The organism is Citrobacter sp. R-1.5.2 (assembly GCF_035064245.1).
Classification (GTDB): Bacteria; Pseudomonadota; Gammaproteobacteria; order Enterobacterales; family Enterobacteriaceae; genus Citrobacter.
Genome location: NZ_JASEYC010000016.1, coordinates 72,287 through 93,323, shown reverse-complemented (window position 1 = coordinate 93,323; position 21,037 = coordinate 72,287). Strand labels below are relative to the sequence as shown.

19 protein-coding genes are annotated in these 21,037 nt (G+C 41.9%); 12 read left to right on the top strand and 7 right to left on the bottom strand.

The window, feature by feature from the left end; translation table 11 throughout:
- Nucleotides 1-32: 32 nt before the first annotated feature.
- The 3 genes from QMN38_RS21990 to QMN38_RS21980 form a co-directional block, all read right to left on the bottom strand.
- Complete coding sequence (locus QMN38_RS21990) at nt 33-209, bottom strand: hypothetical protein (RefSeq protein WP_000070862.1); 177 nt, start codon at nt 207-209, stop codon at nt 33-35.
- Complete coding sequence (locus tag QMN38_RS21985; RefSeq protein WP_000096325.1) at nt 206-1,897, bottom strand: DUF4942 domain-containing protein; 1,692 nt, start codon at nt 1,895-1,897, stop codon at nt 206-208. Before QMN38_RS21985 ends, QMN38_RS21990 begins: the two co-directional genes overlap by 4 nt.
- A gap of 247 nt (nt 1,898-2,144) precedes the next feature.
- Entirely contained in the window at nt 2,145-3,308 is a 1,164-nt protein-coding gene (locus tag QMN38_RS21980; RefSeq protein ID WP_000114860.1) for a hypothetical protein, read from the bottom strand.
- Nucleotides 3,309-3,677: 369 nt separating this feature from the next.
- Here QMN38_RS21980 and QMN38_RS21975 point away from each other — a divergent pair, with 369 nt between their 5' ends.
- On the top strand, nt 3,678-4,490 hold the full coding sequence (locus tag QMN38_RS21975; protein WP_001121574.1) for a DNA adenine methylase: 813 nt from the start codon (nt 3,678-3,680) through the stop codon (nt 4,488-4,490).
- Between the two features lie 8 nt (nt 4,491-4,498).
- Here QMN38_RS21975 and QMN38_RS21970 read toward each other — a convergent pair whose 3' ends face one another.
- The 4 genes from QMN38_RS21970 to QMN38_RS21955 all read right to left on the bottom strand — a co-directional run bounded on the left by QMN38_RS21970 (nt 4,499) and on the right by QMN38_RS21955 (nt 7,573).
- Nucleotides 4,499-5,332: a hypothetical protein gene (locus QMN38_RS21970; RefSeq protein WP_001805246.1), complete on the bottom strand. Its 834-nt coding sequence runs from the start codon at nt 5,330-5,332 to the stop codon at nt 4,499-4,501.
- A 255-nt stretch (nt 5,333-5,587) separates the two neighbouring features.
- Entirely contained in the window at nt 5,588-6,304 is a 717-nt protein-coding gene (locus QMN38_RS21965) for a DnaJ-like cysteine-rich domain-containing protein (protein ID WP_000838219.1), read from the bottom strand.
- Nucleotides 6,301-6,501 (bottom strand): hypothetical protein, encoded by a 201-nt coding sequence (locus tag QMN38_RS21960; protein ID WP_000594930.1) that lies wholly within the window; start codon nt 6,499-6,501, stop codon nt 6,301-6,303. The genes QMN38_RS21965 and QMN38_RS21960 overlap by 4 nt, the downstream gene beginning before the upstream one ends.
- Nucleotides 6,502-6,520: 19 nt before the next feature.
- The gene (locus QMN38_RS21955; RefSeq protein WP_001065778.1) at nt 6,521-7,573 is read right to left on the bottom strand and encodes a hypothetical protein; all 1,053 of its coding nucleotides are present in this window, start codon (nt 7,571-7,573) and stop codon (nt 6,521-6,523) included.
- A 476-nt stretch (nt 7,574-8,049) separates the two neighbouring features.
- Between QMN38_RS21955 and QMN38_RS21950 the strand changes: the two genes are divergently transcribed.
- From QMN38_RS21950 to QMN38_RS21900, 11 genes are all read left to right on the top strand, one after another.
- On the top strand, nt 8,050-8,925 hold the full coding sequence (locus QMN38_RS21950) for a RepB family plasmid replication initiator protein (RefSeq protein WP_000594611.1): 876 nt from the start codon (nt 8,050-8,052) through the stop codon (nt 8,923-8,925).
- A 1,148-nt stretch (nt 8,926-10,073) separates the two neighbouring features.
- Nucleotides 10,074-10,427 carry a hypothetical protein gene (locus QMN38_RS21945; protein WP_000423602.1) on the top strand — a complete coding sequence of 118 codons (354 nt, stop codon included), beginning with the start codon at nt 10,074-10,076 and terminating at the stop codon, nt 10,425-10,427.
- A 17-nt stretch (nt 10,428-10,444) separates the two neighbouring features.
- Nucleotides 10,445-10,795 carry a type IV conjugative transfer system protein TraL gene (locus tag QMN38_RS21940; RefSeq protein WP_001447770.1) on the top strand — a complete coding sequence of 117 codons (351 nt, stop codon included), beginning with the start codon at nt 10,445-10,447 and terminating at the stop codon, nt 10,793-10,795.
- A gap of 11 nt (nt 10,796-10,806) precedes the next feature.
- Nucleotides 10,807-11,595, top strand: coding sequence for a TraE/TraK family type IV conjugative transfer system protein (locus QMN38_RS21935; protein ID WP_000783153.1), 789 nt, complete (start codon nt 10,807-10,809; stop codon nt 11,593-11,595).
- Complete coding sequence (locus tag QMN38_RS21930; RefSeq protein WP_000592092.1) at nt 11,595-12,866, top strand: TraK domain-containing protein; 1,272 nt, start codon at nt 11,595-11,597, stop codon at nt 12,864-12,866. The genes QMN38_RS21935 and QMN38_RS21930 overlap by 1 nt, the downstream gene beginning before the upstream one ends.
- Nucleotide 12,867: 1 nt before the next feature.
- The gene (htdO, locus tag QMN38_RS21925) at nt 12,868-13,329 is read left to right on the top strand and encodes a plasmid transfer protein HtdO (RefSeq protein ID WP_021242895.1); all 462 of its coding nucleotides are present in this window, start codon (nt 12,868-12,870) and stop codon (nt 13,327-13,329) included.
- Nucleotides 13,319-14,674 (top strand): IncHI-type conjugal transfer protein TrhB, encoded by a 1,356-nt coding sequence (gene trhB, locus QMN38_RS21920; RefSeq protein ID WP_000351841.1) that lies wholly within the window; start codon nt 13,319-13,321, stop codon nt 14,672-14,674. The genes htdO and trhB overlap by 11 nt, the downstream gene beginning before the upstream one ends.
- Nucleotides 14,675-14,681: 7 nt before the next feature.
- On the top strand, nt 14,682-15,164 hold the full coding sequence (locus QMN38_RS21915) for a hypothetical protein (protein WP_000377632.1): 483 nt from the start codon (nt 14,682-14,684) through the stop codon (nt 15,162-15,164).
- Between the two features lie 118 nt (nt 15,165-15,282).
- Nucleotides 15,283-16,035: a protein-disulfide isomerase HtdT gene (htdT, locus tag QMN38_RS21910; RefSeq protein ID WP_182911723.1), complete on the top strand. Its 753-nt coding sequence runs from the start codon at nt 15,283-15,285 to the stop codon at nt 16,033-16,035.
- 9 nt (nt 16,036-16,044) lie between these two features.
- Nucleotides 16,045-16,995 (top strand): IncHI-type conjugal transfer lipoprotein TrhV, encoded by a 951-nt coding sequence (gene trhV, locus QMN38_RS21905; RefSeq protein ID WP_001022588.1) that lies wholly within the window; start codon nt 16,045-16,047, stop codon nt 16,993-16,995.
- Nucleotides 16,996-17,003: 8 nt separating this feature from the next.
- Nucleotides 17,004-19,685 (top strand): TraC family protein, encoded by a 2,682-nt coding sequence (locus QMN38_RS21900; protein WP_000387412.1) that lies wholly within the window; start codon nt 17,004-17,006, stop codon nt 19,683-19,685.
- The last annotated feature ends 1,352 nt before the right edge of the window (nt 19,686-21,037 follow it).

The following is a 21,037-nucleotide window of genomic DNA, read 5'->3' as shown; positions in this document are numbered from 1 at the left end:
TAAATAACTGCACCAGGATATCATGAGCGTAATTAAAAGAATTCTTCATAACCGGGGTTTTCAGTTGAGTTTGCGGACTCTTTACTTTGCGGTTTCTCGCCCTCTATTTGAGTATCCCTGACAGGTTTGGATTTACCCATGCTCCTCTGAAAGGTATCCATAACAAACTCAATATCTTCTTCTGGCAGGCTGGTGGGTTGGTTGCTCATAGGACTTCCTCTTGTTGAATACGTTCGGCGTACAGGATGCGAACCGAAACGGTCGTGTTTTCAAACTCGTTCTCAAAAACGTCCATCCATTCCGTCCGGAATTCTTCCCCCAGAAGGTTATCGAGCCCCTGAAGAGATAATGGAAGAACGGCTGCTAGAGATCCCCCGGCTGCGAGATGAGATGCAGCTGCCTGGAGATGCAGCCTGGCCCGGTTATCGGCAAAAGGTGGGTTCATCACGACATAATCAAACTTCTTCTGTTGATTAGACTTAGACCATGTGAGGAAGTCAGCTTCTGTCGTATCGTATCCCTTAGCCCGGGAGATAAGGCAATTCAAAGTATCAAGCTCGATGCCAGTAACGATCACACCGGCAGGGAATGATTTAAGCAAATCCGCATGGCCAATATTAGGCTCCAGGAGGGTATCCCCTTCCCCTGCACCGAGCAGGGAATATACATATTCGCTGATTCGGCAAGATGAAGGGTAAAACTGATGCGATACAATATCAGGCATCTCCCCTATCTGGCCGATGTAACGAATAACCTCACACGGATCATAGGAAAATGTCACATCGTATTTTGTTACTGTTGCCCCTAAGAACCGAAGGGTGTCAGCGGCAACACTCGAAGATTTGCGTTCGGCGAGAGACCCTAAAGATGTCCAGCAACTCCATTTATTGTCCCCGTCATTTTTAAACATTAGTTCAGAAAGCTGCATCCGGGTATCAAAGTCGATGCACTGCTTAAGTACAGGGAATGCCTCCAAAGATTTCTTGCTATGAGCCATGCGGTCGGCAGGTAATGCCAGCGGTACGATAGCTGATAAAATATTGTTAAGCCGCTCGGCGATATCAGGGTGGACGTCAATATGCATTGATCCATTTTTGTAAACCCTGAAACGAATACTGTTGCCATCGATGCAGATCCATTTTCTGAACCCCTCATGTTCGACCAACGCCTCAACCAATGATTTGGTGTTATGGATCGCCTTCACCTGTTCGCCACGGAAGAATGCGCATATAACGCGGAGCTCGCTCAGTGGTGAAATGCCAGACTCTTTAAAATCCACCCTTAATTTCTGCCAGGGGTATTTAGACGGCTCGCAAACTCCGGTAGTGATCATGCGGGTGGAGAACCCAAAAGCTTTGTTTGTCTTATGACTGCGGCTCAGAGACTGGAAGACGTCGTAAACCCTTTCTTTAATAAATTGATTGCGGTCATTAAGCAAAGCAACGACTGTGCCTACTACAGCGTCAGCTGTGAAATCAGGGATCACCTGAGGCGGCATAATATAGCGGTCGGCCGTAAACTGCTTATCCCATTCGTTACGTTTGGCATCCGACATGATAGGCAAAACATCAGTGAGTGCCATAACGCGTTTCCAGTATTCAGATCTCAGAGCGTTTTCCGCGAACAAGGCATCCGCTTCAGAGATACTGTGGTTGTAGCCTGAGAGATAAGAATAAAGTTTCTGGTGATTGTGGGTTTTGAACTGGACAGCCATGTGTTTCAACAAGCAGAGTTCATCATTATAGGACTCAACAAGATCCGCGATAATGCCGAGCTCTTTGCGCATATCTGGAAGAAATGTTTCAGAAGAGCTAACCACCAGGCTATGAGAGGTTGTTAAAGCCAGTACGCTGTGACCTGCATTATCGGGTTTAGCTTCAGAATCAAGAGATGACATTTTACCGGTCCTTTAGAAAAAACTTTTACCAGGATAGCAACGTCGCTCTGTAACCTAATAGGTTCAGTGACACGAAAAAGTTTTTTATGTCTCTGAATAAAACTTAAAGATGTCAACTCATAGAAAGAAGCAAAAAAAAAGCCCCGCATAAACGGGGCAAGAACGATACATGGAGGTTTAAAAAAGGCGGGCAAAAAGCCTGAATCCTTAATGACTCTGACAAAACCAACACTTTGCCAAAAGTAAATTATTCTGCGTCCGGCTGTGGGTCAGTATCCTGATCGGTCTCTTCCCCTGCCTTCTTAGCATTTTTTTTACGTGGGTATTTTGGCTTCTCACCATTAAGTTTTGCCTGACGATTCTCCGCACGGCGAAGCTGCTTGTTCTCTGATTCTGTGATCTCTTTTGAAAGATTTCTCAGCATCTCCAGAGTACTGCGGTTCAACGTAATGTTGATTTCTTCGTCAGCACTTGAATCTGTCATCTCCGGCAATTCAATATCCCCCAGTTTCTGTAATAAGCTGGTGGTGATGAGTTTGACGCCTTCTACGGCTTTTGTGGCAATAACCGGCGGAATCCGTGCTGGCTTGAAGTCTGAAGGTCTGACTCGTACCTGACCATGTTGGGTTTTTTTCACCGTGATGCCATTCGCATCGGCCTGCTCAAGTTCCGCGATCATCTTCTTGATACGTGAAATTGCTTCTGTTTCACCGAGCTCATCGATCAGTGAAAGCACGTTAACATACGAAATAGCGTCAGCATGAATCCATTTCTTGATAACAACAGAACAGGTTGTCAGGCGGATAAGAGAACTGATGGTCGTCGGGCTTTTATTTTCACGTTGAGCAATTCGTTCGAGTGACCAGCCAGCAAGAGAATGTAGGCGACGATAGGACTCGCCAAGCGCAACAGGAGAAAGCGCAAGACCACGGTTACCATCAATGGTCGCGAGCTCACAGCCAATTTCATCTTCTTTAATCTCAACGCAAAGGATTGTGATGTCATGATCTTCATCACATGCCATCATTGCGGCTTTTAAACGGCAGTGCCCCTGGCGAACAAAAGGTACCCCATCAATGACACGTACTCGGATAGGGTCTACATAGTCACCTCGAATGTAGGCATTCTTGATGTTGTAGATGTGTTCTTCAACCTCAGGGAGCTTATAGTAATCGTCACCCATTCCCATTTCGCGGGAGTTGAAGCCTGGCGTGACCTGAATTACTGAAGGGTGGATAGCCCATGCTTTCTGGTCACTTACTTCAGTACAAAGTTCAGGGTTTGCATCACGGAACTGTTTAAGCCCAGTGACGTAACGACCTGTGCCAGTAACTACTGAAAAGGCAACATGGGCCGTTTTAAAGACCTTGTCATTAGCTTGCTGTGTAGGTTCTGTCAGTAAAACACTCATAGGGGCTCCGTTACATTTTTCTGCTTACTTTCTGCGTAGCGGGGATACTACCGAAAAAAAAATCCATAATTTTTCGCAAAAAAGGTACTTTTTGAGCCTATTCTGATTTTTCACAAAAAAAGAGGGCTCCCCATTTCTTGTGATGGCATCAAAATCGCTTCATAAACAAAGACATAAATCCAAAACATAAAGTTCAGGTATCAGTGAGGAAAAATCTTATAAATCCGCAATGCTGAAAGTCAAAACTGTGCGTCTTAAACAACTTTTTTTTGCTCCCTAAGTTATTAGTTAAAGCCCGTGGTTAGGTACGATACCAGCACCTAAATTTCTCTCTCAGGTATAGACACTTTGACTCGACATCTCAGACACATGCCGATAATCAAATGGGCTGGTGGAAAAACGAAACTGATGCCTTTCATCAGCCATCACTACCCACACGATCATAGTTGCCGGTGGGTAGAACCCTTTATAGGCGGTGGTGCCGTTTTTCTGAACATGTTTGCACAAAATGCATTGCTTGCAGATAGCAATCCAGACTTGATCAACCTATACAGGACTATTCAAAGACAGAAAACTAACTTTATAAATCAGGTCCAAAACCTAGCGGATAAAACCTTTGTCGAAAAGGACTACTATGAGATGAGGGACCGTTTCAACAAAACCTGTATTTCTGGTCAACCGCTTCAAAGAGCGGCTTTGTTTTACTCCCTGAATCGCCTGGGCTATAACGGTATGTGCCGCTATAACTCAGAAAGAATCTATTCAGTGCCCTGGGGGAAACATACAGAACTGAAGCTTGACTTCAATAAAATAGACTACCTTTCATTTCGTCTTTCAGGTATTGAACTGATCACCGCTGGTTTTGAGGAGACTCTGGCCGCAACCGGCGAAGGAGATCAGATTTATTGTGATCCGCCATATGACAAAACAAGCAAAACTAGTTTTGTCAGTTACGATGGTAAACCGTTCAGCCAAAGCGACCACGTGCTGTTAGCAAATATGCTCGTTGACGCTCACAGAAAAGGCGCTGCTGTTGCGATATCAAATAGCCTGACACCATTCACTTTGGGCCTCTATGAAGAGCGTGGATTCGTCATACACAGACTCAGCGCTTACCGATCCGTAGGAAGTAAGCCAAATACACGGAAAACGGAAACAGAAATACTGGCCGTGCTGAAATAGAGTTAATTCTAATCAACGGGGCTAATCCATTCCTGAAAAGTTAATACCTCAGGGTGAGTTCGTTGAACATAAGGTATAAACTGAAGCTCTTCTATTCTCCGGTCGCCCCTCTTTCCTTCGCAAATAAATGAAATGAGTCCTTGCTGAGAAAGCCCAGTAAGGACGCTCATAAGTCTTATATTTAGAGTTTTAAGCTGTAAGTCGTTATTAATGTCCTCCACTTTATGAGAGCTCTGGCCTGAACGTTTAAGATACTCGTAAACCATGAAATTCGAATTTCGTCGTTTTAACAATTTTTCGGTTATGCATTCCTGAATGAAACCGCCAAGAGCATCTAAAAGCGGACTGAGAACTACCGGGAAAGTTAATGTGTAACTTTGAGAAGTTTTAGACAAAGTAAATGAATTTAGAAAGCTAAAGTTAAGTCTCTTTTTTGAATATGGAGCGTAAGCGACAAGAGTAGTTGACATAACAGTAAGTAAAGCTTCAAGATGTTCCACTGTTATTAATGTGGTTTTATCTGTATTTCTTAGATTATGGAAATCAATAAACGCTACTCTTGAACGGCTAAGCCAATCTTGTACTTTAATGTCGATAGAAAATTGCGATATATGATTTGAACATTCATTTTGGTTGATAGGGCATGCAGACGAAAGATGGTTATGGATTATCATGCATAGCACAAAAAAAGGAAATCGGCAGGCTGTGGGGCATTGAAAACCGGTTAAAGAAAGCTTAGACGTTTCATATGCGCTTACCGGAAAAGTAACTTTTCTTAACGTTGGCTTTGACGATGTTCTTGCATTTTTACAAATGAAACCGAGACCCAGATCATTGTGCATTTTAAAGTCCATCTCCATCATCACCTTTTAGCCTTAACTGTATGGTATTGGTATACAAAAAATTAAAAATTATAATTAATAAGATTATCATTTTTTTACTATTGAAAAGGTTGTGATAGAGGGGAATTTAAATGTAAAAGATTTATACTCGCAGATCTTTATGAGGGATAAAACCCATTGCGTAAGCAACAATATTACGTGAGTGAGTCCTAACGACAGTTTAAGTCTTGGCTCTATATTTAAGCAGTAAAACATTTAACTGTCTTGGAGTTTACTTAACTTAAAAACTGTTATTGCAGCATAATTTTTCGAATCAAAATCATAGAATTTTCTGACTTTTCCAGTCAAATGATAACGTTCACCCAATAAAATGTGATCCTGTTTATCGGCCGTTAAAGCGATCCCGTCATTTCTAACTTTACCAGTAAATGTAAAAAAATAACTCCCTTTACTTTTTGCGTACGCGGCCCTGACTTCAGTAAATGTTAGTTCAATGCTTATGACCTGGCCGATATTGTAGCTATGTTTTAAAATTTCTTGTTCATTTTCCGGAGTTTCAGACAACATCACATCAAAGGTTGTAAAGAAACAATCCAGCTGGCGTTCTGTCAAAAAACGGTTATTGTCTAGTTGCGCCAATATACTATTAGAAAACTTAGTGTTAGCCTTTTTTGCTTTCTCAATAAGTACGTGGTTTCTGGATTTCCATGCTTCGAGTGTTGGGTTAACACGCAGTTCCGGAATGTTATCGAGAAAGGTAATTGGCTCTAGTACCACTAATTTTTCAATAATGGGTCCAACTGTTTGCACCCCATGACACTTTTCACATACATCAGCCCCTTTGTGGCCTGTGCCCGCACATTCGTTACATTCTCTTTCGATAGGTGCATAATAATTTCCATCTCCGTTAAGGGATACATTCACTGAGGCTGGTACCATATGACCATCAAGAGTAAAGAAAAGAGATTTCATTTTCGAAACACCTCCAAACGTGCCTCTACGATTGCTACAGCTTCTTTCACAGTTTTTTCATAGTGGTCATGCCCTTCAGGAAATTGGTCAAAACGTTTACCGTGTTCTAACTCTTCCATGTTGCGTTTAAGGACTTCATGAGTTAGAAGCAAATCATTATAATTATCGATAAGAGTCAGCTTTATAGGTTTAATCACTCAACTAATCCTCGGGTTTTTATTCCTTAAGGAGATCTCGAATTTCCAGAAGCTCTTCTAATTTTGGTTTAGAAAGAATGATTGCTGTATTTTCGTCGTTAAGTAAAGACAATAAAATATTTAGCTTTTCATCATTCAAGATTATTTGAACACCATCATCAGAAAATATTACATTTTTACTATCAACATTTTTGAACAAGTGTGCACTATCTCTACCAAATTTTAGTTCTGTTTGAGTATTCGTTATAGATTCCGTATGTGTACTTTCCACAAGCTCAAGAAATTCAGATTTTAGCCGTTCTGTTTTCTTATGCGAGAGGCGCTTAATACCCAAAGTCTTACGTGTGACTGCCGAATTTTTCTTTTCTGGTCCGCCTTTATTTAAGGTGTCTGGTCCTGCTCCAGCTGCATTGTGTTCAGGTATGCCTACAATTTTGCTCGTTGTAGTCTCAATATTCTTAACGCCAGGTAAGAAACCTTCTATATGTTTTAAAACCATTTTGTGATCGTTGGAATATTTTAACATTATTTCAATGGCGAGCGTTTTTTTGATTAGATTTAGGCTAATCAAACGTTGAAGCTCTAATGGCATATCAAGGATTTTTAGCATATTACGAATTGCGGTAGTTGATCGTTGATATCGCATTGCTAGTTCTTCAACCGAATACCCGAGACTAACAGCATGAGCTAATGCATGAGCTTGCCCAACCGGATTTAGCCCATTGCTTCTGTTACCATCGAGGTTCTCAAGGTATTCTTCAATTTCGTTTTTATAATCGATTAAGATAACAGATAATTTTGGAATATTAGCACCTTCAGAAATTGCTAATTTTAAGCCATGAAAACGAGTATGACCTTGACGAACTAAATATTTACCTTTTCTTTTTACGACCTTGATCATATCAACCTGCCTTCCTTCCTTAAAGGCTTGTTTGATTGACACAATCATCGATTTGACAGGTTCTTGTTCGTAACACAAATCTCCGATTACCGCCTCTCGGGGATTAAATCCCTTTTCAATTTCAACTAGATTAGTATCCACTTCAATGACTGTATGTTTGCTGTTGTTCATATCTTCCTCCTGTTTACTACATGATACATGAACCTCAAATTTGCCAAATAGGGCTGATACATCTAAAAGGTAAACTCAAAAAATTTGCTTAATAAAATTAAAATAAAAACTGTCTTGAATAAAACAATGATAGTAAACCCACTTTCATTTCCGTTTGCGATCTGTAGATATTGATAAAGGAGCGCTATTCCTTGTTTTATATGGACTTATCATTGTTTTCAACAGGTTAGATCAATTCTTTAGATCACTAAAGATCAATAGAGTTCAAGTAAAGATCACGGCATCTTTAACTCATTGATTATAGTAACTTTATGAAAGGATCCGGCATTCGGATGCATGCGAAAAGCATTTGAATGAATAAGGAAGGCATTTACTGGAATGCTTATGGCATTTAGGTAAATGCGTAAAAAGCATTTGCAAGAATATGTTATAAACAGTTTGCCAAATGAAAATCTTATCACCGACGAGTTAAGTTAATGATTAAAAACAACGAGTTAATCCATCCTTTTGACGTAACCAGTAATGAATCAGGTAAGACTTATCAACTGACGCCTAACTCGTCCAAGTCGGTTCAGCCCGTGGCCCTGCTGAGATTGAGTGTATTTACCCCTGTCGGCACAAAAGAAAACCGCGACCGAAACTTTGAAGTTGATGCCTCTGATGAGCTTTCGTGTATGGAAATTGCAAGATCGGAGGGTTATGACGACATCAAGATAACTGGTGTCAAACTATCTATGTCTACCGACTTTAAGTGCTGGCTCGGGATCATCATGGCTTTCAGTAAATATGGTTTTACTTCCGAGAAGATTAGCCTGACTTTTAACGAGTTTGCGAAGATGTGTGGTATCAGTTCAACAAACATCAACAAACGAACTCGTGCGCGCTTTAAAGAGTCATTAATGAACCTTGCATCGGTAGTGCTTGCCTTCTCAGACTCTCGTAGTGGTCGGTTCACAGTAACGCATCTGGTGCAGAAGGCTATGATTGATCCAAAAAGCGATACTGTTGAGCTGGTTGGGGATCCTTCTATGTGGGAACTGTATCGTTACGACCATAAGACATTGTTAAGCCTTCAGGTTCTATACATTTTGGCTAAAAAAGAAGCTGCGCAATCTCTCTATATTTATTTTGAAGCAATGCCAGCTGGTACGTTGTTCGTTAATATGAAACGGTTGAGGGAAAGGTTGCTTCTTACAACCCCTATTCGTACGCAAAACCAGATAATTCGTAAAGCAATGCGGGAACTTGAATCTATCGGATATCTCGATTATCAAGAAGTTAAGAAAGGTCGCGACATACAATTTCAGATCTTCAAAAGAAGCCCTAAGCTGGCCCTTGCCAAACAAGGTTGAAAGCTATCTGGTATGCACTGGTTATAACCTGCTGAAAAATAAGTTATTTATCAGTGCTATGCTTAGTGCTTCTTTTACTACTGGTCTTACATCTCGGCTTAATGTGCAAAAAAGTAACTTTTCAAACGAACTCCTGACTATTCATCTGTATGCCTTTCTGACTCAAGCGTACATGCTAGCCCATTCATTAAATGCCGTTGAGCAAGATGGTTTCGTGCGCACTCTATTCACGTGAATGCCTTTTGTGGATTACGCCTCTTACATTCATACAAATGCTTTTGATGTCGGTATCCCAAAAATTCATTCATTGAAATGCTTTTGTTTGCCACTGTATCCCGAGCATAGCTATGCAGTGGTATAAAAAGGCATTTTGGTGAATGGCATTAGGTCGAATGACACACAGTTCAGCTTTGTTAAGAGCGAGAATGGTCCAAGACATCTATGACATTGGGCATCAGAAGGACTATGTGCTTGATATGAGATCAAAAAAATATCAGAAGCATCACAACTCCAATGGCATTCAAAGAAATGCCTTTGTTTTGTTAGTACACCAAACAACCCAAAATTCATGCAGTTATATCAAAGACTCATTCGCAAAAGGACTCAGCCAGAAAGCATTTGCTTAAATAGCATTGGCCAAAAGCATTCGAATGAATGATGTTCGTATGGACAAGACAAAGTCCCACTCACGCCCAGAGGTGTAAAAGGCATTTAGATGAATGACGCACCGGCCCGAGGATTGTATGTAGTTTCTCCAACTGATAGTTGCCGAACCAGGGAGCACAGTGATATGCGGCCTTCTCAGAATCAAGAGATAGATAATAAGGGAACAAAAAAGATTAGATATGAAGCTTAGTTACCTGCCCGATATCTAGTTAGAGCTTTTCAAACCATCAAAAGTGACTTTTATGCTTGAGGAGTCTCATCAGCTTCAGGATTGAGCTTAACGTAATCTTACCCCCTCCCCTCTTTCAAACTTTTACTAAGCGTTCACTGGTACCTTTCAAAGATTATGCTTTAGGCCCTTTGCTTAAAAATTCACCAATCGCTAAACGTTAAAAAAAGGGGGTTTATGCGAACGGAAGGATCGGAATAAAAAAGTATTATTCATTCGCGTTTACGTGAACTCAAATCTACACGGAGTAATTATGGAACTTTCTTTAAATATTGGCCTTAGTGAAAAGAAATCTAACACGGCTGCACTTTTTAAAACAAAAAGCGCAAAAGTGATTTTGTTTGTTCTGCTGACCGTGCTTTTTTGCGGTCTGGCATATGCGGGTTCAGATGATGGGGCACTGGGAGATATTTGGTCATACATGAGTGAAAGTATGACTGGAGCTCCGGGCAAAATTCTGGCAGCCGCGATGTTGATCTCAAGCGTATATTTCTCTGTCCTTAAGCCTAACCCGGGCCTGGCACTGGTTTCATTATTCATGATGCTGGTAATGGCCAACGGCGAGAAAATTATCAGCACCTTTATGGATGCTGGCGTACCGCTGTAATTTATTGTTAATCATGCATGAGGGGGTTCATCCCCCTCTCTGGATTTTTAATGAGTAAGCAGAACGACGTTCCTCAGCATACCTATAGATTCCCTTTCAGGATCAACATGCCTCTACTGATTTTGTTTTGGGATGCCAAAAAATTAGGGCTTGCATTCATTCTGGTTGCATTTGGGAATATCTTCGAATGCTTCGGGTTTTCTGTTGTAGCAGCGGTTGTGTATTGGATTGCGTATAACAAAGCAGCTGAGTCAGGAATAAGAGGATTGCTAAAACACAAACTCTGGTGGCTCGGTTTTTTGCCAGGTAAAGCAGTTTTTAGTAGCCGTTATTTCAACGATCCATTTATCAGAGATTTGTATTCTTGATGGAGCTATGAATGAAAATGCTAAGTGGCATTAACATCCCTTTTTTCAAAAAATCTAAAAAGGATGAAAACGGTGATCTTGAACAGTCATACGTAAAGAAAGATGAAAGTGCTAAGGGACGTTTTTTGGACATTAAAAAACGATTTAGCCCACAAGCTGAAGCGTCAGGTGCTGGAATTACATACAGCGCCCTGATTAATCGTGATACAAAACTTATCCGCATTAATACTGTTTCAATAGCCGTCATTGGGTTATTGGTTGCAAAGATTCTTTTTTTCACTGACCCAGTGACGATTGTTACCCCTCCAAACATGAATGAAGAGATCACGGTTGTTGGTAACAAAGCATCGGAATCTTATAAAACACAATGGGCTCTCTTTTTTAGTACCCTTTTAGGGAATATTAATCCAACTAATATTTCCTTTGTGACGGCCTATGTCCTCGATGCCCTTTCACCTGAACTACAGGCTAAAACGAGTGAGTCTTTACAGGAGCAGATAAATATCATGCAGGCTCGTGGTGTTGAGCAGACCTTTAAGCCTAATGATATTTACTTTGATCCAAAAAATGACATGGTCTATGTCTGGGGTACCAAAACGACTCGACTTGTAAATGTTCCGGACAAAACTGAATCATCGAAATGGACTTATGAATGGGTTCTCGGGATGAAAAATGGTCGCCCAAGAATTGCATATGTAAATCAATATTCCGGAACACCGAATATTAAAAAAATTACGATAAACGGCAAAGAGCAACTGGCAACGCTGGATAATCCGCCACCGTCTACAGGTAACAAGTGATGATTAAAAAAAAGGGCTTAGGCTTCAACGCAATTACAGCATTGATCATGCTCACGACTTCGAACTGCGTAATCGCTGAAGAATACCAATTGCCAGCAACAATTAATAACCCGGTTGTAATGCCAGTTGGTGCTGACGGATTTCAGAATGGAGCTGCAAAAGCCATTATTCCGGGTCAAGCTGGTTCTGAACAGTCAGGTGCACAAACAAACCTTAGTGAAGCCGGTAATGCGCAGGGACAAAAACCTACAACTGATCTCCCTACCGTGCAACTTTCCCCAGCCAGCAATGCTTCGCCTGCGGTAAGCGCTATTACTGGAGCATTATCAAATAATCCTAGTCTCCCCGGATTTGACGCACAGACCCGATCTGGTGCAATTGATAGCTATGGGAGACCAACAGGTACCTCTTCCCAGCAGAATGCAACCAATGCGACCGCCACGTCAAAAGCCGATGAACTTTATGTCGAAGCTCGTAACCGATATAAAGAAGTTCAGCGTGTAAATGTGCCGCCTGGTGGGAATGTGGTACTGCCAGTTTCACGAGGACTTCAAAACAGAATATCGACCAGCTTCAAGAATGCTTCTGTCAGTACTTCTACCCCTGCTGAAGAGGCAAGCATATTTGTTAATGGTGGCGATGTCTTTATTTCAACTAATACCGATAAACCAATCGGGATTATGTTGTCTGAAGATCAGGTACCTGAATCGACCTATAACCTGACCCTGGTACCGCTTGATGTTCCCGGTGCGATGATTTCAGTTACTACATCTTTAAGCCCATCTATGCAAGCCAAACGTGAAACCTCATTGGATAAGCAAAACTATGAGGAAATGTTGGCCCGCTCCCAGTCAGAAGAACTGGCTCCAACGGATCCAAAACAAGACGATCATAAACAAAGAATCATTGATTTATTGACTCCTGTGGCTCTTGGTGAGGTCCCTTCAGGATTCAGTTTACAACAGGACCGACTTTCTCGTATTCCTGCGCCAGAGCAGTCACCATGTAACTTTAATATGTATGCAAAGCTCGGTCAGAGACTGGTTGGCTCACGTGAACTTATTGATGTAATTCTTGTGAAAAACGATAAACCATACGGTCAAATCGTTGCTGATCAGCAGTGTATGGCAGAAGGCGTTATTGCAAGTGCTTTATTTGATAAAGCATACCTGCAACCGGGAGAAGAAACAGAGCTTTACATAGTCCGGGATAAATTGTTCAAGGAACGCGAGGCCCGGGTTACAACCAGACCAAGTCTAATCAGAAAATAATATGGGAAAAGTTACTTTGCCTGATCTGCTTGGGGCCACCGTGATTGGTTTTGTCGTATTTGCTTTAACCAGCTTTTACTACAGGTCAGAATATATACCAAAAAGGAGTGTATTAATCGTTCCGGACGCACCCATTAGTATCGAAGATGGCAGTAACGCTTTTCCCGTTCAGACAGTAATAATGAACGATCCAACTCTTATTGATAAATTTGTAGGAGAGGGCAATATTAATGAGGAGAATGCTTTTGACTATCACAAAAGTAACGTTTTGGAACCTAATTACAAACATGAAATATCTAGAACGAGCCAGATAGATAAAGCTGAAATGAATCATCCATCTGTTCGTGAAAACTGGGCCAGAGCAGGTGAACCCTATATCGTTCCTCAGATGTCTGACAGCGAACGAAATCTAAAAATTAAACGATTCCAGAAACCTACAAGTGGAGCTAATCATGGACATTAAAAAGGCCTGGGAAAATAAGACCGTCAGACTTTCTGTTATTGGCGCTCTGCTGGTAGTGATTGTTTATATTATTAGCCAGTCTATTTTTTCCACACCAGTTAAGAAAGAAAAGAAAACACAGAAAAAAGACATGCAGACCAATTTGTTGTTAGATGATTCGCAAATGAACAAATTGAGTAATGAAGAAAGCCAGAAAGTATATAAAGAAATGGTTAAGCAAAACCGACTTGACCAAAATGCGGCGAAAGAGGACCGCGAAAAAGCAGAAAAAGCCCAACAGGAAACTAAAGCCCAAGTTGCAAGTTTAACTTCTCAACTTCAGCAGCTGTCTCAGCAAATTAATGATATGCAGACAAATCGAAACGGCAATCGTAACTTGGATGCTGGTAGTTCGCGTAAAACGATTAATGAGCAGGCACCGGCAGCTCCTTATCAGCTTAATGCTAATGCGCCGATTAATGGCGTAAACCCTAATTACGCTTCTATCACACCTACGCGTAATAGCCCAATGAGAACAATCACACAAAGTTCCATTAAGACTAATGGTACCGATGGTGTCATTCAGGTTATGCCCGTGTCTGAAAACAGAATCAAGGAAGGCAGAGAGGTCATTGCAGGAGATAAAGCGCCAACTCGGACTGTACGAGGTGATGGTACTGCGCCAGTTGATAGCAAAGCGCGGCATGCTGCCCGAAAAGATGAAATGTTTCTTCCGGCAACATCTATTATCACTGGTGTTCTGATTACCGGGCTTGAAGCGCCTACAAGCCTTTCTTCCAAATCAGAACCAATGCCAGTAACGATGCGTATTAAAAAAGATGTCATCATGCCCAATAATTTCACCATGGATTTGCGTGACTGTAACCTTCTGGGTTCAGCTGTTGGTGATCTGGCGTCACAGCGTGCTTACATACGTGCCACTTCTATCTCTTGTGTTAATTCAAAAGGGAAAGCTTTTGACGTAAAACTGGAAGCATATGCTGTAAGTGAAAATGACGGAAAAAATGGGATCCGAGGCACGCTTATCAGCCGAAATGGTAACGCAATTGCAGGAGCTGCATTTGCCGGTGGACTTTCTTCACTTGCCGGTAGCTTAAGTCCCAGTAAGGTATCTTCACTTAACATCGACCCTAATTCACAGGCTCAGTATCAGTCCCCTAATTTTGGTGCACTTGGGGCATTAGCCGGGGCTGGTGCAGCTCAAGGTGGTCTTAATCGACTCGTCGATTACTACACCGCAATTGCAGAACAACAGTGGCCAATCGTAGAAATTAGCCCTGGCCGAGCTATTACATTTGTCGTTCAGACCGGAACTACAATTCCAACGAATCTGACCAGTCGCTGAGGTTTAAATGGATAGTTTAGAAAAAAAAGAATCGCCTGAATCAGCTGGACCTGAAATCACTAAAAAAATGGTGCGAGAAAGGACAACAAAAAAAATTACCTTCGAAATTGATATTGAAAAAATATTGAAGTATTTATTTTTCTTCGCCTTTGCCGTATTGGTCATTATTTATGGTTATAAAGGCTTTATGAATGTTTACGATTACTTCAATAAACAATCCCAGCCTTCGTACAAGATTGCAGTGCTTGACATGCCTGAATTACGTAAGGAATTTTTCAAGCATCACGGAGGCCGTACTGCTGACAATGATAGATCTCAATTCGAAGAATATTTCAGAACATTAATGAAGATCTACCGTGACCGTGGCTATTTAATTATTGATGCAACGCTTGCCGTTACTGTACCGGATAGTGTTGAAATCGTCACTTATATGGAACTTGAAGATAGCTCTGAAGCGGTACAATCAAGTTCTTATAATGCAAAGAAGTAGAGGGCACCCAATAGTGAAAAAGTTACTTTTCCCTTTAATGGCGGCTTTCGCCATTATGGCGAATACGGTCACTTATGCTTCAGAGCAGGTCCTAACTAATAGTGATGCTGCTGCGTTAATGGCAAAGGCAAAGGAAGGTGGCGTTTCACCCAGTCAGATCTCGGGTGTGTTATCAAAAATGAAAGGATATAAACCTAAGGATGCCATATACATTCCTTCTGGTGGGCTATACCTCTTTCAGGACGAACGTTCGCAGCTAATGGCAGTAACGACCGATGGCCGATACTCCCTTACTGGGGGAAGCCTTGTTGATGTAATTAAACGTAAACCTGTTCTGACTGTAGAAGAAATCAGGAATTCCTATTTTATTAGTCTTGATGAGGCCCCCTTCCCTCTGGAAACTGTAGCGTCCATTCCTCTGGGAAATTCAAAGCTTAAAAGACAAGCAGCCATTTTCATAACACTTGATTGTGACGGTTGCATGGAACTTGTTAAGAAATTCTATGCAGATCGGGACAAGTATCGGATAGATATTGTTTTAGTTCCCTCACCCGGTGAGCCAAAAGAAGAGCTTAGAAGGCTCTGGTGTAGTAAAGAAAAAGGAAAAATAAACAACCTCGATATTCTTCGTTGGCTAATGGGAAGCAAATCCGACATTGAAAAAAGATTGCTCTCTCAAAAAGAAGCAGAAGAATGTCCGGCGGAACCTTTGGTAGCGTCATTGATGCTCGCAGGAATTTATAAATTGCAGGGTGTACCTTCAGTTGTCAGACAGGATGGTTTGGCTGGTAATGGCATTCCAAAAGATTTCGACTACTGGTTGAACCAAAGCGTTGAACCTCTCTTAAAAAATCCATTTGAGACAAATTAAGGCTAGTTTATGAACATCAAAAGATTGGTACTCAGTGCTCTGGTTGTAGGTACATCCTCATATCTTACGGGGTGCTCCATCGGTAGTTCCGAATCCGAATGTCCAGGCATTGAAAAGGGCGTTATCTGTAAAGGTCCTCGCGAAGTTATGGAGTTAACTAATAATCGAGATGATCTGTCTGCACTGGCGGGGGAAGAGTCGGAATCGGGAAAGGAGAAATCGGCTGTCAATGACAGCCGTTATCCAACTGAAATTAGCCCTCCAGGGGAAGTCAAATATCCACAGTCTACTACCCTTAAAAATCAGCCTGTGGCTTATTCAAAAACCGAAATTAAGCCAGTTGGTCAGTTACCTGTCATGTACGATAAAACTTTAAAAATGGGTGCCCCTACTTCATCCATTGGACCACGGCCTATTTCTGGTGTACCGGTTAATTCAAACGTAAGGATGACTAGCAGTTATAGCACTGCCTCTTCAACTGGTAACCCTTTCGTTCATCCGGCTGCGGAAGTCGTTAAACAAACAAGCTATCCGGTTTCTGCTGGAAATGCCCCACGCTACGTTGCACCTAATTCTGATATCAGCCCTGGTAAGGATATGTACTCTCTTTACAATGGCCAGCCCGTTAACCCGACTCTCAACCCTGGGCAGATCCAGCAATACCGTTCGCAAGGTTATAAACAAGCTGTAGTGGCTCCTGAACCACTTGCTGTTCTGCAACAGGGGAAAGTAATGAGAATTACTTTTGCACCTTATACCGATGATAACGATGCGCTTAATCTTCCCGGCTACGTTTATGTCAACGTAAAACCGCAAACATGGATTGCTGGCAAGAATTCGACCTCAAACCCAGCTCGCATAGTTCCTTTAGAAGTACAGGATGCGGCCCGGGAAAATATGCAGCAGCAACAAAAAGCAACTAAAGCTGTCTCTTCGAACGGCATTGTTAGACAACTGTAAGGTCAAATATGGAAGCTATCAATAATTACAATAGCGGTTTAAATCGCCATCAATTAGGTGGGTTTATCCCTGTTTACGATCAATTAGCAGGGACTCACTATTTTTTGATTGATGGCAACAGATTAGGGTTTATGTTTATCTGTAATCCATCCCCTGGAGTTTTTGATAATCAGCAAGATGTTCTTGCTGAAATGTTCAAAATGGATTTCCCTACAGATACTGTCTGTCAAATATCTCTGACTGCATTGCCAGACCTGACTTTACAGCTTAGTGCTTGGTCAGCTGTGCGAGGTGGGCGTATGACTGGGAACGATAAGCTTAAAGCAGATCTGCTTAATGGTTATCAGTTGGACTACTACGACAGAAGTATGCATAAGCCTTTAAAACCTGATCATGATAACCTTATGTTGAGGGATTTTCAGGTATGGATCTCGCTATCGATTCCTTTACAGTCTGCCCTTCCTACCGAGCTGGAACATTCGCGTATCGATTCACTTTACTCTGAACTTGTAAGTAAGTTAATTACGATTGGATTGCATCCGTTTAAGGTCGATGCAGAAAACTGGCTCTATTGTATAGATAAGGTCGTAAACCCCGGAAAGAACTCCCGGTGGGCTGAAGGTTTCATAGACGTTAACACTATGAAAAGGCTTAATGAACAAGTTAACGTTCCCGGCCGTAAGTATACAGTCACAGAAAATCATTTCTCATCAGTCACACAAAGTGACGACGAATCTGAGCATCGTTACTTCAAACAACTTTCCGTTGTAAAGTTTCCTGAATACGTCAATTTCGGTTGTATGTATGAGTTAGTAGTTAACTGGATGCATGGACGTAAGACAATTTTCAGCCCATTTATGATCACTCAGACTGTTCAGTTTGCCGATCCGCTCAAGTTGTCAAAAGAAAACGTCCGCTACAAAGCAATCACTAATAAACAGGCAAGTATACCTTCAGTTGTCACATTCTGCCCTCGCCTGCGGGATATGGATAATGACTACATGGCCGTAACTCGCGAGCTTGAGGATGGCGCAAAGCTTTTAAGAGGGTATCTTACTTTCACTGTTATGGGTAGTAATGCCAATTCTGTGCAGACAGCAGCTAACGATCTCAAATCCTTTTACCTCGAAAGCCGGGTCAAAGTAGCAGATGATTCCTTTATCGTTTTCCCGTCATTTATGTCATGTCTGCCAATGTGCAATGACCCAAAGACAATTTTCGACCTTGACCGTTCCGAAGTAGTGAGCAACACCGGAGCGGCTCATATGACACCGATCTTTGGGCCCTGGAAAGGTAATACAGATAGACCAGTACTGAGTTTAGTTTCTCGTGAAGGTCAACTCATGGGACTTGATATTTTCAAGACTTCTGCAAGCTATAACATGGTTATTGGTGCAACGTCAGGTGCAGGGAAGTCATTCTGGACAGCATATCTAATCAATAACTATCTTGGAGCTGGACCGCGATCTAATAACCTCGTTCATTATCGCTCAACATTTAAGCATTTTTTAGAAAACGAATACCCAGATGATGATCCTGACGGTGCTCAAGTATTTGTTGTGGACGTGGGCCGTTCTTACCAGGGGATTGCGGAACAATATACAAACAGTCAATTTATTGATTTCGGTAAAACCCCTGACTTCACCCTAAATCCCTTTGCCTTCCTAACTGACATCACTGTTAACGACGATGTATTTAACGAAGCACCTGAATTTACCGGTGAATCAACTTCAAACGATGCAGAAAAAGACAAAGTTGCTCAGACCATAATGGTTTTGAATCAGCTAAAAATTATGGCTTCAGAGAAAGGCCTTATCGATGATTATCAACAATCAGTGATGCTTCAGCTTATTGCAGAAGAGTACCAAGAATCCAGAAAATCAGGTCGGACCGGTTCAATAACCGGCTTTGCTCTGCGTTGCAAGAAGCATGAAGACAAACGTATAAAGGATATTGGGGAGCAACTCGGAGCATGGTGCGAAGGTGGAATTTATGGGCACCGGTTTACCGATACGTTGCCTCCAATCAACTTCGACAGCAGATTTATTGTTTTGGAACTGGAGGAGCTAAAAGGCACCCCCCACCTTCAGACAGTTGTATTAATGTCTATCATTCAGGCTGCTCAGCATGCAATGTTCATCAAAAAAGATGGGCGTCGTCGCTTGTTCATCCTTGATGAAGCATGGGAGTACATTCGTCCTGATAATTCATCAGGTGCCGGAAATCAATCAAACCAATTCTTCTCTTCCTTCCTCGAAGCGGCATGGCGTAGGTTCAGGAAAACAAACTGCGCTGGCATCTGTATCACACAGTCGTTTGAAGATTATTTTACTTCTTCTGTTGGCCGGGCCCTGACTGCTAACTCGCCTTGGAAGATAATCATGAAACAAGAAAAAGAAAGCATTGAAGCAATGAAGGCTAATAAATATTTTTCTACTTCAGATGCAGAATATGAACGTATGAAAAATATTCGTACAGTCAAAAAGGTGTTTTCAGAGATGTTAGTCAGGTTCGAAAACTTCCAAGAGATCTGTCGGTTATACGTAGACCGGAAAATGGAGCTTTGTTTTACTACGGATAGTGCTGACAGGAGTAAATTATGGGAAATTCAAAGCCGCGAGAATTGTAGCTATGGCGAGGCAATAGAAATTCTCTATGCTCAAGAAGTAGCAGCGGGTTTGGCCGCGTAGAGTAAATATCTTCAAGCAAAAATAATTAAACCAGATGTCTCATAAGAATCTGGTTTTTTATTGTATGCCTTAAGTAAACAAATGAGGTTGTGACTTAATGAGTTTATCACTGTGCTGCAAATTTTGGTTTTATAATTAATGTGTTGTAAAAACAGTGACATAAATACAAATCGCAGTTAGGTTGTGTACGCATTAAGTAAACAAAATTTATAACTTCAATACTGACATTATAAGATGAAAATCACGTAAATTACATTTTTGTTTACCAAAGGTAATCAAAGTAGCGCGGCATTATTAGTGAAAACAGATCACTGGTGTCATTTTGCATACAAAACTTAATATCCTTTAATCATTCTTCTAAAAGTTTATTATTAACGGTTTGGTTTCTGAAAATTTATCCAATTTGCTCACCGAAGACTTTTAACTTATTTAACCCCCTTTATCGCCAAACTGTGATTTTCTAATGTTAGTCTACAGTTCTAGGGCCCTTGCTCCCATGATGCGAATCCTGCCACCTAATAAAGATTAACGCCTCATTCCTGTATGCCGGTCTTACGACGCCAGTGCACGGACTATTTTTGGTCATCACAAGGACAGGCGGGAGATTTAATCAGGGCGTGGTGTTGCTGAGCAGCAGCTGCGGCACTGTAAGCCGAAGGCGGAATTAACTCCTTTATCACCATCTGGGGACGTCATTATGGGTAGCCCTTTTAACTTGCTCAGGACCATTAAGCTAAAATTCCGGATAGCGATTGACGTAAGATTTAGGCTAAGCAGGTAAAGTGATCCCCGCTCCCGGGGTGACAACTTTATACAAAAGGCCGAGCGGAAGATTGTCCTTAGGGAATATTTCTTTAACACAGCACGGGCACTTACTCACGCTGCCGGATTTAACCCCCTTAATCGCCAAACTGGGGTTCTGTCCTCATGCTGGCCTTCAGTTCTGGGCGGGGTTGCTATCACTTGCTCCCTAATGCGAGATGTACCTGCTGATACAGATTAACGTCATATTCCTGCGTGCCGGTCTGCCGACACCAGTGCACGGGCTTTTTTCGGTCATCACATTACCGGGCAGGAGATTTTATCAGGACGTGGTGTGACTGAGCAGCAGCTGGGGCACTGTCATCCGCTTGCAGATTTAACCCCCTTAATCGCCAAACTGGCGTTCAGTCCTGATAGTGTCCTTCCGTCCTGGGCAGGGTTGCTAACACTGGCTCCCTTAATACGAAATGCGCCTGCTGATAAAGATTAAAGTCACATCACTGCATACCGGTTTGCCGACTCCGGTGCATGGCCTTTTCCGATAATCACAAGGACGGACGGGTGATTATATCTGTGCATAGTATGTCTGA